This is a genomic window from Noviherbaspirillum humi, from assembly GCF_900188095.1.
Classification (GTDB): Bacteria; Pseudomonadota; Gammaproteobacteria; order Burkholderiales; family Burkholderiaceae_D; genus Noviherbaspirillum; species Noviherbaspirillum humi.
This window is the reverse complement of the sequence record NZ_FZOT01000002.1, coordinates 652,498-667,655: the sequence shown is the minus strand read 5'-3', so window position 1 is coordinate 667,655 and position 15,158 is coordinate 652,498. Positions and strand designations below refer to the sequence as shown.

At 65.4% G+C, this 15,158-nt stretch carries 15 protein-coding genes and 1 tRNA gene; 6 read left to right on the top strand and 10 right to left on the bottom strand.

The genetic code is table 11. The features are described 5' to 3' along the window. Window positions 1–26: 26 nt before the first annotated feature. From CHB88_RS06455 to CHB88_RS06435, 5 genes are all read right to left on the bottom strand, one after another. On the bottom strand, window positions 27–350 hold the full coding sequence (locus CHB88_RS06455) for a rhodanese-like domain-containing protein (protein WP_089398443.1): 324 nt from the start codon (window positions 348–350) through the stop codon (window positions 27–29). Window positions 351–358: 8 nt separating this feature from the next. Then, entirely contained in the window at window positions 359–1,021 is a 663-nt protein-coding gene (locus tag CHB88_RS06450) for a protein-L-isoaspartate O-methyltransferase family protein (RefSeq protein WP_089398442.1), read from the bottom strand. Between the two features lie 48 nt (window positions 1,022–1,069). Further along, the gene (locus tag CHB88_RS06445; protein ID WP_089398441.1) at window positions 1,070–4,303 is read right to left on the bottom strand and encodes an efflux RND transporter permease subunit; all 3,234 of its coding nucleotides are present in this window, start codon (window positions 4,301–4,303) and stop codon (window positions 1,070–1,072) included. A gap of 77 nt (window positions 4,304–4,380) precedes the next feature. After that, the gene (locus CHB88_RS06440) at window positions 4,381–5,571 is read right to left on the bottom strand and encodes an efflux RND transporter periplasmic adaptor subunit (RefSeq protein ID WP_176442341.1); all 1,191 of its coding nucleotides are present in this window, start codon (window positions 5,569–5,571) and stop codon (window positions 4,381–4,383) included. A 22-nt stretch (window positions 5,572–5,593) separates the two neighbouring features. Continuing rightward, window positions 5,594–6,241 carry a TetR/AcrR family transcriptional regulator gene (locus tag CHB88_RS06435; protein WP_089398439.1) on the bottom strand — a complete coding sequence of 216 codons (648 nt, stop codon included), beginning with the start codon at window positions 6,239–6,241 and terminating at the stop codon, window positions 5,594–5,596. Window positions 6,242–6,401: 160 nt separating this feature from the next. On the opposite strand from CHB88_RS06435, the gene CHB88_RS06430 reads away from it, so the two are divergent. From CHB88_RS06430 to CHB88_RS06410, 5 genes are all read left to right on the top strand, one after another. Then, on the top strand, window positions 6,402–6,665 hold the full coding sequence (locus CHB88_RS06430) for a YkgJ family cysteine cluster protein (protein WP_089398525.1): 264 nt from the start codon (window positions 6,402–6,404) through the stop codon (window positions 6,663–6,665). A 15-nt stretch (window positions 6,666–6,680) separates the two neighbouring features. Next, window positions 6,681–7,226: a DUF1439 domain-containing protein gene (locus tag CHB88_RS06425; RefSeq protein WP_089398438.1), complete on the top strand. Its 546-nt coding sequence runs from the start codon at window positions 6,681–6,683 to the stop codon at window positions 7,224–7,226. Window positions 7,227–7,343: 117 nt separating this feature from the next. Next, window positions 7,344–8,177 carry an undecaprenyl-diphosphate phosphatase gene (locus CHB88_RS06420; RefSeq protein WP_089398437.1) on the top strand — a complete coding sequence of 278 codons (834 nt, stop codon included), beginning with the start codon at window positions 7,344–7,346 and terminating at the stop codon, window positions 8,175–8,177. Between the two features lie 49 nt (window positions 8,178–8,226). Continuing rightward, entirely contained in the window at window positions 8,227–10,053 is a 1,827-nt protein-coding gene (recQ, locus tag CHB88_RS06415) for a DNA helicase RecQ (RefSeq protein WP_089398436.1), read from the top strand. Window positions 10,054–10,086: 33 nt separating this feature from the next. Continuing rightward, complete coding sequence (locus CHB88_RS06410) at window positions 10,087–10,497, top strand: hypothetical protein (protein WP_089398435.1); 411 nt, start codon at window positions 10,087–10,089, stop codon at window positions 10,495–10,497. Between the two features lie 17 nt (window positions 10,498–10,514). On the opposite strand, the gene trmB is transcribed toward CHB88_RS06410, so the two are convergent. The 3 genes from trmB to CHB88_RS06395 form a co-directional block, all read right to left on the bottom strand. Beyond that, window positions 10,515–11,234 (bottom strand): tRNA (guanosine(46)-N7)-methyltransferase TrmB, encoded by a 720-nt coding sequence (gene trmB, locus CHB88_RS06405; protein WP_089398434.1) that lies wholly within the window; start codon window positions 11,232–11,234, stop codon window positions 10,515–10,517. Window positions 11,235–11,430: 196 nt separating this feature from the next. After that, window positions 11,431–11,940: a universal stress protein gene (locus CHB88_RS06400; RefSeq protein ID WP_176442340.1), complete on the bottom strand. Its 510-nt coding sequence runs from the start codon at window positions 11,938–11,940 to the stop codon at window positions 11,431–11,433. A 336-nt stretch (window positions 11,941–12,276) separates the two neighbouring features. Continuing rightward, a tRNA-Gly gene (locus CHB88_RS06395) sits at window positions 12,277–12,350 on the bottom strand. Window positions 12,351–12,521: 171 nt separating this feature from the next. Between CHB88_RS06395 and CHB88_RS06390 the strand changes: the two genes are divergently transcribed. Then, complete coding sequence (locus tag CHB88_RS06390; protein ID WP_089398432.1) at window positions 12,522–13,463, top strand: DUF808 domain-containing protein; 942 nt, start codon at window positions 12,522–12,524, stop codon at window positions 13,461–13,463. A 127-nt stretch (window positions 13,464–13,590) separates the two neighbouring features. On the opposite strand, the gene CHB88_RS06385 is transcribed toward CHB88_RS06390, so the two are convergent. Continuing rightward, window positions 13,591–14,313: a polysaccharide deacetylase family protein gene (locus tag CHB88_RS06385; RefSeq protein WP_176442339.1), complete on the bottom strand. Its 723-nt coding sequence runs from the start codon at window positions 14,311–14,313 to the stop codon at window positions 13,591–13,593. 167 nt (window positions 14,314–14,480) lie between these two features. Then, the gene (locus CHB88_RS06380) at window positions 14,481–14,927 is read right to left on the bottom strand and encodes a CBS domain-containing protein (protein WP_089398524.1); all 447 of its coding nucleotides are present in this window, start codon (window positions 14,925–14,927) and stop codon (window positions 14,481–14,483) included. Between the last annotated feature and the right edge of the window lie 231 nt (window positions 14,928–15,158).

The following is a 15,158-nucleotide window of genomic DNA, read 5'->3' as shown; positions in this document are numbered from 1 at the left end:
ATTTCGAGCGGCCGCGCTGCCGCGGCTCAGTAGGTCGGCATGGCGCCGTCCACCTGGCGCGCCCAGGCGTCGATGCCGCCCGTCAGGTTGACCACCTGGGTGAATCCGTTCCGCTCCAGGAACGCTGCCACCGCCATGCTGCGCATGCCGTGGTGGCAGATGCAGACGACCGGGTTTTCCTCCTCCAGCTCGGTCAGCCGCGCCGGCACCGAATTCATCGGCATCGGCAGCGAGCCGTCGATGTGGCAGGTCTGGAATTCCCAGGGCTCGCGCACGTCCAGCAGCAGCGGCTTGGGCCGGGCGGGATCCGCCAGCCAGGCGGCGAGTTCGGGAGCGGTCATGGATTGCATGGCTAGCCTCAGAACTTGAAGTGGCTCGGGGTCACCGCATCGCGCAGCGGCTTGACCACGGTTTCGAATACCTGGACGGAGCGGTAGCCGTCGTCCGACATGCGGGTGGTGATCCGGGCTTCCATCACCGGCTCCTCGCCGATTATGGAGAAGATGCGGCCGCCGACCTTCACCTGCTTGAGGAAGGCGTCCGGCAGCACCGGCAGGGCGCCGGAGATGACGATCACGTCGTAGGCGGCTTCGGCGCCGTTCGCCGGCCAGCCCTGGGCGCCGTTGCCGAGCACCACGTCGACGTTGTCGATGCCGTTGTCGGCCAGGTTGCGCTCGGCGAACTGCTTCAGCTCCGGATCGATCTCGACGGTGGTCACGTGGCGCGCCTTGCAGGCGAGCAGGGCGGCCATGTAGCCGGAGCCGGCGCCGATTTCCAGCACGTTCTCATGCTTCTTGACCGCGACTTCCTGGAGGATGCGGGCTTCCAGCTTGGGCGTGAACATGCACTGTCCGCCCGGCAGGGGAATCTCGGTATCCATGAACGCCAGGCCGCGGTAGGCGGCTGGCACGAAGTTCTCGCGCTTGACCACCTGCAGCAGTTCCAGCACGTCCGGCTGGGTCACATCCCAGGTGCGGATCTGCTGCTCGATCATGTTGAAGCGTGCTTTTTCGATATTCATTCGGGTGACTCGGATCGTGGAATTGGATTTGGGAAACGAGCTATTCTATCAAAGGCCATCCTCATGTTTCGCATGCGGGGCCGCCAGAATTTCGCCGCCGCGCGCCGGTTCCGCCGCATGGGCCGCGGGCCGGCCGAGCTTGCGCCGGGCCCAGGCCGCCAGGTCGTCGAGGTAGGTGTACACCACTGGTACCACCACCAGGGTCAATAGTGACGAAGTGATAATGCCGCCGATCACCGCCTGGCCCATCGGCGCCCGCTGCTCGGAGCCCTCGGCCAGGCCGAAAGCCAGCGGCACCATGCCGAACACCATCGCCAGGGTGGTCATCAGGATCGGGCGCAGCCGCACGTGCGCCGCCTCCAGCAGCGCCGCGCCGCGTTCGGCGCCGGCCTTGCGCGCCTGATTGGCGAAGTCCACCAGCAGGATGGCATTCTTGGTCACCAGGCCCATCAGCATGATGAAGCCGATGATGGAGAACATGTTCAGCGTCGAGCGGAAGAACATCAGGGCCAGGAAAACGCCGATCAGGGTGAGCGGCAGCGAAGACATGATCGCCAGCGGCTGCAGGAAGCTGGCGAACTGCGACGCCAGGATCATGTAGATGAAGATCACCGCCAGCGCCAGCGCGGACAGGGCGTAGCCGAAGGATTCCTGCATGCTCTTGGTGGCGCCGCCGACCTGGTAGCGGTAGCCGGGCGGCAGGTTCATCGCCTCCAGCGCCTGCTTGACGTCGGCGCTGACCTGGCCGGCGGAACGGCCGACCACGTTGGCCGACAGCTCCACCTCGCGGTTGAGGTCGCGCCGGTTGATCTGGTTGGCGCCCAAGGCCGGCTTGATCTCCGCCACCTGGCGCAGCGGCACCATGCGCGGCGAGCCGTCGGCATTGGTCTGGGTGCTGGCCAGCATCAGGCGCGACAGGTCTTCGGTATTGTCGCGGTCGGACGGCGCCAGGCGCACGCTGACGTCGTAGTTCTCGTCGTCCGGCGCGCGCCAGCTGGACGCCGCCTCGCCCGCCAGCAGCGGCCGCAGCGCATTGCCGATCTGGCCGACGCCGATGCCGAGATCGGCGCCGATGTCGCGCCGCGGCTCGATCGAGATGGTGGGCTTGGCCGCCTTCAGGCTGGAATCCAGGTCCACCAGCCCGGGAATGGCGCGCAGCCGCGCCTGGGCATCGTCCGTCAGGCGCGCCAGCTGCTTGAGGTCCGGGCCGAGCAGCGACAGGCGGATCTGCTTGTTGTCGCCGCCGACGCCGTCGAGCGAGCCGATATGGGTGACGGTGATGCCGGCGATCTGGTTCAGGCGTTCGCGCAGCGGCACGCTCAATTCCTTCGTGCTGCGCTGCCGCTCGCTGCGCGGGGTCAGGCGCACGAAAGTGGTGGCGTAGCTCTTGCCCTGGGCGTTGCCGGTGTTGATGGTGGTGTAGAGGTCGCGCACCTCCGGGAATTCGCGCAGCACCGCTTCCACCTGGCGCGCCTTGCTCTCGGTGAATTCGATCGAGCTGCCGATTGGCGTGAAGAAGGTGACGCCGGTTTCGGAGTAGTCCGCCTGGGGCACGAATTCGCTGCCGATCAGGCCGCTGGCCGGGATGGCGAAGCCGCCGAAGAAGGTGGCGAGGGCGATGACCAGCGTGGCGACGCGGTGTTTCAGCGACCACTTCAGCATCACCTGGTAGGTATCCGACATCCATTGCACCATGCGCTCGAACTGGTGCAGCAGCCGGCCGATGGTCCTGCCGTAGAGGCTGTTCCTGTTGCCATGGTCGCCATGCACCGCCGGGTCGGGCCAGATGGAGGACAGCATCGGGTCCAGCGTGAAGGAAACGAACATCGAGATCAGCACCGCCGCCGTGACGGTGACCCCGAACTGGTGGAAGAAGCGGCCGATGATGCCGCCCATGAAGCCCACCGGCAGGAACACCGCGACGATGGAAAAGGTGGTGGCCAGCACCGCCAGGCCGATCTCGGCGGTGCCTTCCAGGGCCGACTGCTTGTGGCTCTTGAAGCGGCCGTTCACCTTCATCGCCGCGTGGCGCACGATGTTTTCCCGCACCACGATGGCATCGTCGATCAGCAGGCCGACGCACAGCGACAGCGCCATCAGCGTGATCATGTTGATCGTGAAGCCGAAGATGTACATGAACAGGAAGGTGCCGATCAGCGCCACCGGCAGGGTGAGGCCGGTGATGACGGTGGAGCGCCAGGAGTTCAGGAACAGGAACACGATCAGCACCGTCAGCGCGGCACCTTCGATCAGGGTGCGGCGCACGTTGTCGACGCCGACGCGGATCTGGCGCGAGCTGTCCTTGATGACTTCGATCTTCACGCCAGGGTAGAGCGCCTTCATGGTCGGGCCGAGGTCGCGGATGGCGGCGTTCAGACCGTCGACCACGTCGATGGTGTTCTCGCCCTGCGCCTTCAGGATGTCCAGCGCCAGCGTGCGCTGGCCGTTGTACAGCGCCAGGGTTTCCTGCTCCTCCTGGCCGTCGACGATGTTGGCGATCTGGGACAGCAGCACCGGCTGGCCGCCGCGGCGGGCGACGATGATGCGGCCGAAGTCTTCCGGATTGCGGATGCGGCCCTGCACCTGCACCACCTGCTCGTTGTCTCTGGAGCGAATCGCGCCGGTAGGCAGTTCCTGGTTCTCGCTGCGCACCGCATTGATCACCTGGTCGACGCCGATGCCGAGCGCTTCCATCTCCGCCGGGCGCACGAAAATCTTGATTTCCCGCCGCACGCCGCCCACCAGCGTCACCGAGCCGACGCCGCGCACGTTTTCGAGGCGCTTCTTCACCACCTGGTCGGCGATGGTGGTCAGCTCGCGCAGATTGCGCTGCTGGCCGTTCGCCTCGTTGGCGACCGAAACCGAGAAGATCGGCCGGTCGGCCGGGTCGAAGCGGGTGACGCGCGGCTCCTTCACCTCCTTGCGGAAGAGCGAGCGGACCAGCGCCACTTTCTCGCGCACGTCCTGCGCCGCCTGGGCCGGATCGACGGTGAGCACGAATTCGACGATCACCACCGACGAGCCCTCGTAGGAGCGCGAGGTCAGGCTGTTGATGCCGTTGATGGTGTTGACCGCTTCCTCTACCTTGCGCGTGACGTCGGATTCCACCGTCTCGGGCGAGGCGCCGGGATAGTCGGTCTGCACCACCACCACCGGAAACGTCACGTCCGGGAACTGGTCCACGCGCAGGCGCTGGTAGGAAAACAGGCCGAGCACGACGAAGGCCACCATCATCATGGTGGCGAGCACGGGATTGCCGATGCTGATGCGGGTGAACCACATGGTGTCTGTCCCTCAGTGTGCCGCGCCGGCGAAGGGCGCGGCGGAAATGGGTGTCATGCCGTCCGACTGTGCCGGGCTTACTGCGGCTGGGCGGCGCCGGCCTTGGCGGCGGGCGCGGCCGCTTCTCGCTGCTGGCCGCCGATGCGGGCGAAGCGCACCGGCGCGCCGGACTGCAGGTTGCCGAGGTTGGTGCGCACCACGGTGGCGCCGTCCTCCAGGCCGGAGGCGATTTCCACCGCCGGGCCGTCGCCGTCGTCGCCGCGGGCGCCGAGCGTCACCGGCTTTCTGGCCAGCTTGCCGTTCTCGATGGCGTACAGGTAGTTGCTGCCGGCATCCGACTGCACCGCCGACTGCGGCACCGTCAGCACGCCGGCCTTGCGCGCCAGCGTCAGGCGCGCGTCGGCGAACATGCCGACCCGCAGCGCGCCGTCGGGATTGTCGACCTGGATGTAGATCAGGATGGAGCGGGAGCCGGCCTGGGTCGCCGGGCTGATGCGCGCCACCTTGCCGGGCAGCGGCTGCGCCAGGCCTTCGATGCGCAGCTGCACTTCCTGGCCGAGGGAGACGTTAAGGATGTCCGCCGCCGGCACCGCCGCTTCCAGCTCCATCTGACGCAGGTCGACCACGTCGAGCAGCTTGTTGTCGGGCGATACCTTTTCGCCCGGCTGCACGCTGCGGCTGCTGACGATGCCGCCGATCGGCGCCTTGATGACGGTGTCGCCGAGCGATTTCTGCGCCACGTCGAGCGCGCCGCGCGCCGATGCAACGTTGGCACGGGCGATGTCGAACTGGCTGGCGGAATTCTCGAACGCATTCTTGGAAATGAAGCCTTTCTCCATCAGCGTCCGGTTGTTGTCGCGCGCCTTGACGGCGATGTCGAGCTGGCCTTCGGCGGCGCGCAGCGCGCCCCTGGCCTGGTCCAGGCGCGCCTGGTATTCGGTGGCATCCATCTTCACCAGCACCTGGCCAGCCTTCACCGGCTCGCCCTCGCGCACCAGCACTTCCCGCACTTCGCCGCCGACCCGGGCCTTGACCGATGCCTGGTTCACCGCCCGCAGCGAACCGGACAGCGGCAGGATCTGGCGCAGGTCGCGCCGCTTCGCCTGGGCCACATCCTGGGGCAGGAATTCGAGCGCGGCCGGCGCCGGCGCGGCGGCCGGCATCGCCGCCTGCGCCGCGCCCTGGCGCTTCTTCATGACGGCCGCGCCGCCGCCTGTCAGGAGCAGGGCGAGGGCGATGATGATCCAGGTACCGCGTCGTTTCAGCATGATCTTCCTGTGGATGAATGGGTTAGGCGTTGCCGGCGGGGGCGGGGATCACCAGGCCGTTGAGCATGACGTCGATGAAGCTGTCGAGGTAAGCCTGCACTGACAGCGGCTTGCCCTGACGGCAGAAGGCGAATGAATGCTTGGACATCATCAGCATCAGCATCGGCGCCACCACGATCTGGGTGACCTGCTCCGGATCGACGCGGCGGAACTCGCCGCGCTGCATGCCGCGCTCCAGCATGCTGGCCACCATGGCATTGGCGCGCGAGATCACTTCATCGTGATAGAAGCGCGCCACTTCGGGAAAGTTGGACGATTCAGCCATCATCAGCTTGGTGATGCCCGACAGCGGCGTGTTGCCGATGCGCTCCCACCAGCCGAGCACGATCTCGCGGAACAATATCGCGCTGTGGCCCTCGAAATGCTCGATCGCGCTTTCCGCCTCGCCCAGCACCGGCAGCATGTTCTCGCGGATCATGGCCTTGAACAGCTCTTCCTTGTTGGCGAAGTACAGATACAGGGTGCCCTTGGAGACGCCGGCGCGGGCGGCGACGTCGTCCAGCCGGGTCGCGGCATAGCCGCGTTCGACGAACAGATCGAGCGCGGCGGCGAGCAATTCCTGGGGGCGCGCATCCTTGCGGCGTTCCCAGCGCGGTTTGGTGTCTGGCATGGCCTATGAAATTTCGAGTAACTTACTTTTCAGTCAGTAATATAGGGGCCTAGTTGGGCAGCGTCAAGAATGCGGCCCCGATTTATTTCTAGGCGGCGCTTTGCCTTCAGCTATCATCGCAAGCCGTCCGGGCAATTCCGCCTCGCTGTTTCCCGAATTCATGAAGCTACCATCTTGCCGCAGCGGCTGCGGCGCCTGCTGCATCGCGCCTTCCATCTCCTCCGCCATTCCCGGCATGCCGCACGGCAAGCCGGCCGGTGTGCGCTGCGTTCAGTTGGACGACCAGAACCGCTGCCAGATTTTCGGGCATCCGGAGCGGCCGGCTGTCTGCGCCAGCCTGCAGCCATCCGTTGAAATGTGTGGCGGCAGCCGGGAAGAGGCGATGCATTACCTGGCCCGGCTGGACGCCTTGACCTCATCCTGACTGCCGGAGCTCGTGATGAAACTCTCACTTTTTGCCGCCGTCCTGCCGGCGCTGCTGCTGACTTCCTGCGCCAGCCTGGTGGGCCAGCGCCAGGTCGACATCCCGCTGGAGAAAATCCAGGACACCCTGTCCTCGCGTTTCCCGTTCAACAACCGCTATCTGGACCTGATCGATGTCAGCGTGTCCAATCCGCGCGTCAGCCTGCAGCCCCAGAGCAACCGGCTGCTGACCAGCATGGATGCGGCCATCGCGCCGCCTTTCCTGAAATCGTCATGGAAGGGCAATATGGCGATCTCCGGCCGCCTCAAGCTGGATGCGGCCCGCAACGCGCTGCTATTGGCCGACCCCAAGGTGGAAAGCATGAATGTCGACGGGCTGGGCAGCGCCTATTCCGGCCCGATGGCCAAGGTGGCCGGCTTCCTGGCGGCGGAACTGCTCAACGATGCGGTGCTGTATACCTTCCGCCCGGGCGATCTGCGCTATGCCGGCGTGCAGTTCGCGCTGACGGCCATCGATACCACTGCCAGCGGCTTGCGGCTGACTTTGGAGCCGGTCCGGTAGCAGGATCAAGAAACAGCGCTGCGCCATCGTTTACAATGACGCGCTCTTGCTTTCAAAAAAACCCGCAGTCATTTTCTGCGGGTTTTTTCTTGACCCCCCAACCCATATCAAAAACACATGGATCTGATTCTCGCGATCAAGGCGCTCATCATGGGCGTGGTGGAAGGACTGACGGAATTCCTGCCGATCTCCTCCACCGGCCACCTCATTCTCGCCGGCAGCCTGCTGAATTTCACCGGCGACAAGGTCAAGGTGTTCGAGATCGCGATCCAGGCCGGCGCCATGCTGGCCGTATGCTGGGAGTACCGCGCCCGCATCGCCGGCGTGGTCGGCGGCCTCGGCAGCGACAGCCGGGCGCGCCGCTTCGCGCTGAACCTGATCATCGCCTTCCTGCCGGCGGCGGTGCTGGGTTTCCTGTTCAACAAGGCGATCAAGGCGCATCTGTTTTCGCCGGTGCCGGTGGCCTTGGCGTTCATCATCGGCGGCCTGATCATCCTGTGGGTGGAGAAGCGCAACCGGGCCAACCCGGCCGCGGCGCGCATCGAATCGGTGGACGATATGACTTTCGCCGACGCCCTCAAGGTCGGCTGCGCCCAGGCCTTCGCCTTGATCCCCGGCACCAGCCGCTCCGGCGCCACTATCATCGGCGGCATGCTGTTCGGCCTGTCGCGCAAGGCGGCCACCGAATTTTCCTTTTTTCTTGCCATCCCGACCCTGTTCGCCGCCACGATCTACTCGCTGTACAAGGAAAGGGGCTTGCTATCCGCCGCCGACGTCCCCATGTTCACCGTAGGCACCGTCGCCGCCTTCGTTTCCGCCTTCCTGTGCGTGCGCTGGCTGCTGCGCTACATCAGCTCGCATGATTTCACCGTCTTCGCCTGGTACCGGATCGTGTTCGGCATCGTGGTGATCGCTACCGCCTACAGCGGCCTGGTGGTCTGGGCCGACTGAACCCGGGGCCACCGACGGCCCGGGCGCATTCCTCGTTTCCTTGCCAAGCATGTTGAATCCCGCATCTTCCGATCCCGCCCTGCATGTGCTGCAAACCGTCTTCGGCTACGCCTCGTTCCGCGGCCAGCAGGCCGACATCGTGAACCAGGTGGCGCGCGGCGGCGATGCGCTGGTGCTCATGCCCACCGGCGGCGGCAAGTCGCTCTGCTATCAGATTCCGGCGCTGCTGCGCGACGGCGTCGGCGTGGTGGTGTCGCCGCTGATCGCGCTGATGCAGGACCAGGTCGATGCCCTGGCCGAACTCGGCGTGCGCGCCGCCTTCCTGAATTCCACCCAGACCTTCGATGAAGCCATGCGCACCGAGCGGGCGGTGCGCAACGGCGACCTGGACCTGATCTACGTCGCGCCGGAACGCCTGATGACGCCGCGCTGCCTGGACCTGCTGGCGGCCTCGAAGATCGCCTTGTTCGCCATCGACGAGGCGCATTGCGTGTCGCAATGGGGACATGATTTCCGGCCGGAGTACATCAAGCTCTCGGTACTGCATGAGCGCTTCCCGGAAGTGCCGCGCATCGCGCTCACCGCCACCGCCGATCCGCAGACCCGGGACGAGATCGTGCACCGGCTGCAGCTGGACGACGCATTGCAGTTCGTCTCTTCCTTCGACCGGCCCAATATCCGCTATCAAATTGTCGAGAAGACCAATGCCCGCAAGCAGGTGCTGGACTTCATCCGCGACGAGCATCCCGGCGAGGCCGGCGTGGTCTACTGCCTGTCGCGCAAGAAGGTGGAAGAGACGGCAGACTTCCTGAACCAGAACGGCGTCGAGGCGCTGGCCTACCACGCCGGCATGGAGCTGGCGGTGCGCAGCGCCAACCAGGCCCGCTTCCTGCGCGAGGATGGCATCGTGATGGTGGCCACCATCGCCTTCGGCATGGGCATCGACAAGCCGGACGTGCGCTTTGTCGCCCACCTCGACCTGCCGAAGAGCATCGAGGGCTACTACCAGGAAACCGGCCGCGCCGGGCGCGACGGCGAGCCGGCCGACGCCTGGATGGCCTACGGCCTGCAGGACGTGGTGCAGCAGCGCCGCATGATCGATGAATCCGAAGCCGACATCCAGTTCAAGCGCCTGCAGACCGCCAAGCTTGACGCCATGCTCGGCCTGTGCGAAACCCTCGGCTGCCGCCGGGTGCGCCTGCTCGATTATTTCGGCCAGCCCTCGGACCCCTGCGGCAACTGCGACACCTGCCTCAATCCGCCGGTGTCCTTCGACGGCACGGTGCCGATGCAGAAGCTGCTGTCCGCCATCTACCGCACCGAGCAGCGCTTCGGCGCCACCCATGTGATCGACGTGCTGCGCGGCGTGGATTCCGACAAGATCAAGCAATGGCGCCACGACGGCCTGTCGGTGTTCGGCATCGGCGCCGACGTCGGCGAGGCGGAGTGGCGCGCCATCATCCGTCAGGCCATCGCCCTCGGCCTGATCAGCATCGACCATGATGCCTACAGCGCCCTCAAGCTGACGGAGCTGGCGCGGCCGGTGCTGCGCGGCGAGCAGAAGGTGCAGCTGCGGCATTACCAGAAGCCGCAGAAGAGCCGGCGCCAGACCGGCCGCTCGGCGGCCGCCTTCGACCAGGCCGGCCTGTCCGGGCCGGAGCAGACCATCTTCGAGCGGCTGCGCGCCTGGCGCGTGGAAACGGCGCGCAAGCACAACGTGCCGGCCTATGTCATCTTCCACGATGCCACCATGCGCGAAATCGCCCGCACGAAGCCTGGTTCGCTGGAAGAACTGGGCAGCGTGCAGGGCGTGGGCCAGCACAAGCTGGAAACCTATGGCGAGGAAATCGTTGCCCTGATCGCGGAACTGGGCTGACCTGGAACGTGAGTGAATTGATTTGAACCCGACATGACCGAAGACGACATCCCCGACCTGTCCGACCGTCCCTGGATCGTGCTCGACACCACCTACGACGTCGAAGCCTGGATGGACAGCTACAACCGCGACCTGCAGCGCGTGGCGCGCGAAGCCGGCCTCAAACCGAATGCCACCGGCTACGGCATTTGCTTCGGGCTGGGCCACGGCGGAGAAATCTACATGCATACCATGCCGGAAGGCGACATCGTGCTTGACGTGACGCCGGAGGCGGAATGGGTTGCGCCGCTGATCGCCGCCGCTACCGGCACCGAGCCGCCGCGCGGTCAGATCTGGCCGCTGCCGGGCGAGAAGCTGACCCAGCTGGTGCTGGGCCTGAGCAGCCTGATCGCGACGACGCGCATCGTGCTCGACCACGACTTCCGCATCAGGAAGCGCTGGTAAGGGCTTCCTTTTCCTTCCTATTTCTTGACGAACACCAGGTCCCACACGCCGTGGCCGAGCCGCAGGCCGCGGTTCTCGAACTTCGTCACCGGCCGGTAGTCCGGCCGCGGCGCGTAGCCCTCGGCGGTATTGCGCAGCGCCGGCTCGTCGCTCAGCACCTGCAGCATCTGCTCGGCATAGTCCTGCCAGTCGGTGGCGCAATGCAGGTAACCGCCCGGCGCCAGGCGCGATGCCAGCAGCTGCACCAGCGGCCCCTGGATCAGGCGCCGCTTGTTGTGGCGGGCCTTGTGCCAGGGGTCAGGGAAGAATACATGCGCGCCGGCGAGCGCTTCGGGGGCGACCATGTGGGTCAGCACTTCCACCGCATCGTGCTGCACGATGCGCAGATTGGAGAGGTTGCGTTCGCCGATCAGCTTGAGCAGGCTGCCGACGCCGGGCGTATGCACTTCCACGCCGAGGAAATTTTTCACCGGCATGCCGGCGGCGATGGCGGCCGTGGTCTCGCCCATGCCGAAGCCGATCTCCAGAATGGTGGGCGCGGCGCGGCCGAAGGCGGCCTCCAGGTCCAGCCTGTCCTTGGCATAGGGGAGGCAGAATCGCGGACCGAGTGTCTCGATGGCCCTGGCCTGAGCGTCCGACAAGCGGCCGGCGCGGGTGACGAAGCTGCGGATGCGGCGCTCCGTCGGGTCGTAGAACATCGGTTTGCCGGAGGCCTTGGGGGTATGGGAGTCGGACATGCGGGTTGGGCGGAATGCGCGGCGGAAAAGCGGCGTAGTTTACCGCAGATGAGGTAGGCCCGACCGATTCCCGAATCTTCGGTCATTCCATGCTGCCGCCACATCAGGACCCCGCCGCCGGCGAGGCATCGCCGTCTCGCCGCACGCTCTCGCCCGACTGCGCGCAAGCGCCAACCACCCGTTTCCGCAAGGCCCGCTAGTCGCTGAGCGCCACCAGCACCATCAGGCCGGCGCCGATGCTGACCGGCACCCCGATGCGGTCGAGCAGGGTTTCCTCGCCGGTGCTCACCACTTCCACCGGCACGTGGGCGCGGGCGATGACGGTGTTGATGATGGAGCCCTGCAGCCAGCGCGCCAGCGCATGCTTGGGCGCGGTGCCCATGACGATCCTGTCGCAGCGGGTTTCGCTGCAGCAGGCAAGAATGGCTTCCACGATCCTGCCGCGCCGCACGTGCACGGAGTAGGGCAGGCCTGCCTGCTGCAGCATCCCGACCGCGCCGGCCAGCGCACGTTCCGCACGGTCCGTCTGGAAGGCATGTACCTCGCGCTCCCGCAGAAACCGGGTGATGTGCTTCGAAAAAACAGGCTGCACGTTCAACAGGCGCACCGTGGTCGGCTGCGGCTGGAACGCGCTGTTCTTGATGACTTGCTTGACCGCGCCCAGGGCGCTCAGCGAACCGTCGATAGGGATCAGGATGTTTGCCACGTCAATGTCCTCCAAGCTTGCGGTTGGGTGAATCGATTGATCGGGCATTCGCCGCACCGGCGAAGAGACATGTGAGGAAGGGGCGAGCAAGCCTTTACCTCGAGCCGGTAAAGGTCTTGCCACAACGTTGCCGTTGCCTGCAGGCCGGGGAAGATTCCCGTATTGACGGCTGGTGCAGTGAGGCTACTCCCCTTTGGGAATGCTGAGCCTCCAACTTACGAGCGGCGTGCCGAATTGTCAAGCCGGAAAACGTGATGATGATCGCGCTGGCGGACGGCATCTTCAATGAAAGCCGTGGCGGCCGGAAAAGGCGGGAATGGGGCGGATGCGGTTGACTGGAGCGGGTGAAGGGAATCGAACCCTCGTCGTAAGCTTGGGAAGCTTCTGCTCTACCATTGAGCTACACCCGCATGTATGCCATTTTACGTGCGATTTCGAAGCGCATGCAAACCTCGGGGAAATATTTCGTGGGACTAACATGGCGTGCCGGCCAAGCTTCGCATCGCGCCGGGAGCGGCAAGGCGAACCTTGGCCGCAGCTTGCCATCTGAGTAATATTGATTGCCCGTCAAGGAGTCTTTTATGGCCGCCGCAAGCCTGCTCGCGTTGCTGGACGATATCTCGCTGATCCTGGATGACGTCGCCACCATGACCAAGGTGGCGGTGAAGAAAACCACTGGCGTGCTCGGCGACGATCTAGCCCTCAATGCACAGCAGGTCACCGGCGTCCGGGCCGACCGCGAACTCTCCGTGGTATGGGCGGTGTGCAAGGGATCGCTGCTGAACAAGCTGATCCTGGTGCCGGCGGCCCTGCTCATCAGCGCCTTCGCGCCGTGGGCGGTGACGCCGCTGCTGATGATCGGCGGCGCCTTCCTCTGCTACGAGGGCTTCGAAAAAGTGGCGCACAAATTTCTGCACAGCCGCGGCGAGGACCAGCAGCACCATGCCGAACTGGCGAAGGCGGTTTCCGATCCGGAGGTCGATATCATCGCCTTCGAGAAGGACAAGATCAAAGGCGCGGTGCGCACCGACTTCATCCTGTCGGCCGAGATCGTCGCCATCACGCTCGGCACGGTGGCGGACGCGCCTTTCTGGACCCAGGTCATCGTGCTGAGCAGCATCGCCCTGGTGATGACGATTGGCGTGTATGGCCTGGTCGCCGGCATCGTCAAGCTGGACGATGCCGGCCTCTACCTGAGCCGCAGGGACGGCGAGGGGCAGCGCAGAATCGGCCGCCTGATCCTCAAGGCCGCGCCCTACATGATGAAGACGCTGTCAGTGGTGGGCACCATCGCCATGTTCATGGTCGGCGGCGGCATCCTCATCCATGGCATACCGATGCTGCAAGCCTGGGTGCATCATTCGGAAGAAGCCGTCCATTCGATGCCGCATGCCGGCGCCATCCTCGGTGGCCTGGTCTCCATGCTGCTCAACGTCGCGGTCGGCATCGCCGCCGGCGCCATCGTGGTGGCCGTCGCAAGCTTCGGGAGCAAGCTGTTCGGCAGGAAAAAAATGCCTGCTTGAAGACGGTTTCAGAGCAGACGTTTCAGACTAAGCCGGTGTTGAAGATCGGTGCAATAAACCTGGCAACAAATTGGGTTGCATGCCTGGGCCCTCAGGCGGCGTCGACGCGCAGCGCCGGATAGAAGAACTAGCGAAGGAAAAGCTGCTCATTGTCGAGCCGGTTGCCTGGCGGGGTGCATGCCGCCGCGCAGGCCAGAAAGCCATCGAGCGCTGCCCACAGGGCCAGGGCCTCCAACTCCGCCGACTTCAGATGGAGGTGGAACACGCCTTCCTTGAGCCGCGCCAGATTCAGCATGGCATGCAGCCGCTCCATCCAGCCGACGTGCCGCAACGCCAGCCGCAGGCCGGCGCAGCGTTGCGGCCAGCCGCCGTGGCCGAGAAAGCTGCATAGATAGACGCCGCGGAAATGCGGGTAGAACTGCATGGTGACCGGCATCTCGAACGGCGTGCTGCCGGCATCGATGCGCAGCGTCGTCAGGTTGCGCGCATAGCGGAAGCCGCAGGCTTTCACCAGGTCGATCTCGCGCTGGCGGTACGCGCCTTTGGGATAGGCGAAGCCGCTGACGGCGCGTCCCAGGTGATCTTCCAGCCGGCGCTTGCTGTCGAAAATGTCGCTGCCAGCTTCCCGCGCGCTCAATTCCGTAAGCGGGCGCTCGCTGCGCGCGAGCGAGCCGAGCTCGAAGCGTTGTCCCAGTTCGCGCATCTGCTGCCGCGTGAAAAACGGCTGGCCGGCGCGGCGGCGCGGCGGAATGAAGAAGGTGGCGCGCACCTCATGCTTTGCCAGCAGATCGGATACGCGCAGATCGGCGGGGTGACCGCCATCGACGGAGCAGGTGAACAGCAGGCTCATGAACAGGCTCTCCTTGTCGCGCAAGACGCCCGCCGATGCTGGCAGGCCGACGCGCCCCCACGCGGCGCGTCCGAGAGTGCTGCTGTATGTTAATTCGCCGTCGCGGCGCCGCATCCGAGATTTTGGAATGCGCCGATGCGGCAGCACCGCCCCAGTTACCGCAGTGCTCAGGAATTCAGTTGCGGGCGATCGGGCTGTGCCGGCGTCGAAATGCGTTCCAGCGTGTGATCGACTTCGGCCGAGTGCTTGGTGGCGAGGTCGCCGAGCGACACGATGCCAACCAGGTTGCGGGTTTCGTGGTCCATGACGGGAATGCGGCGGATCTGGGCATCGCGCATCTGGTTCATCACTTCGTCCACCGGCTGGTCGTCGTAGCACCAGCGCACGTCGGCGCTCATCACGTCCTGCACCCGGGTCTCATCCGGCGACTGCCCGGCGGAAGTGGCGCGCACGGTAATGTCGCGATCAGTCACCATGCCGATCAGCTCGGCGCCGTCGCATACCGGGATGGCGCCCACATTCAATTCGTCCATCAACTGTGCCGCGCGGCGCACGGTTTCCTGCGGTGAAATGCTCATGACGTCGCGGGTCATGATATCGGCAACGGTCTGCATGAAGTTCTCCTCTGCGGTAATGAAGGAATCCCTGCTCGCACTGCGGCGGCGGGTAGCAGGGACGGCCGAAGCAATATCGGTGCCGATCGCCGGCAGTCGCAACCCCGCCAAGCGCCACGCCGTACAGGCGTTCCTTCGACCTGCATCAGCGCCTGCCGTGCCGACGCGGATGGACGCAGCCGTTGCCGGCATCGGGCATGCGCTACATCGCCATCTGTAAATTCGACATGG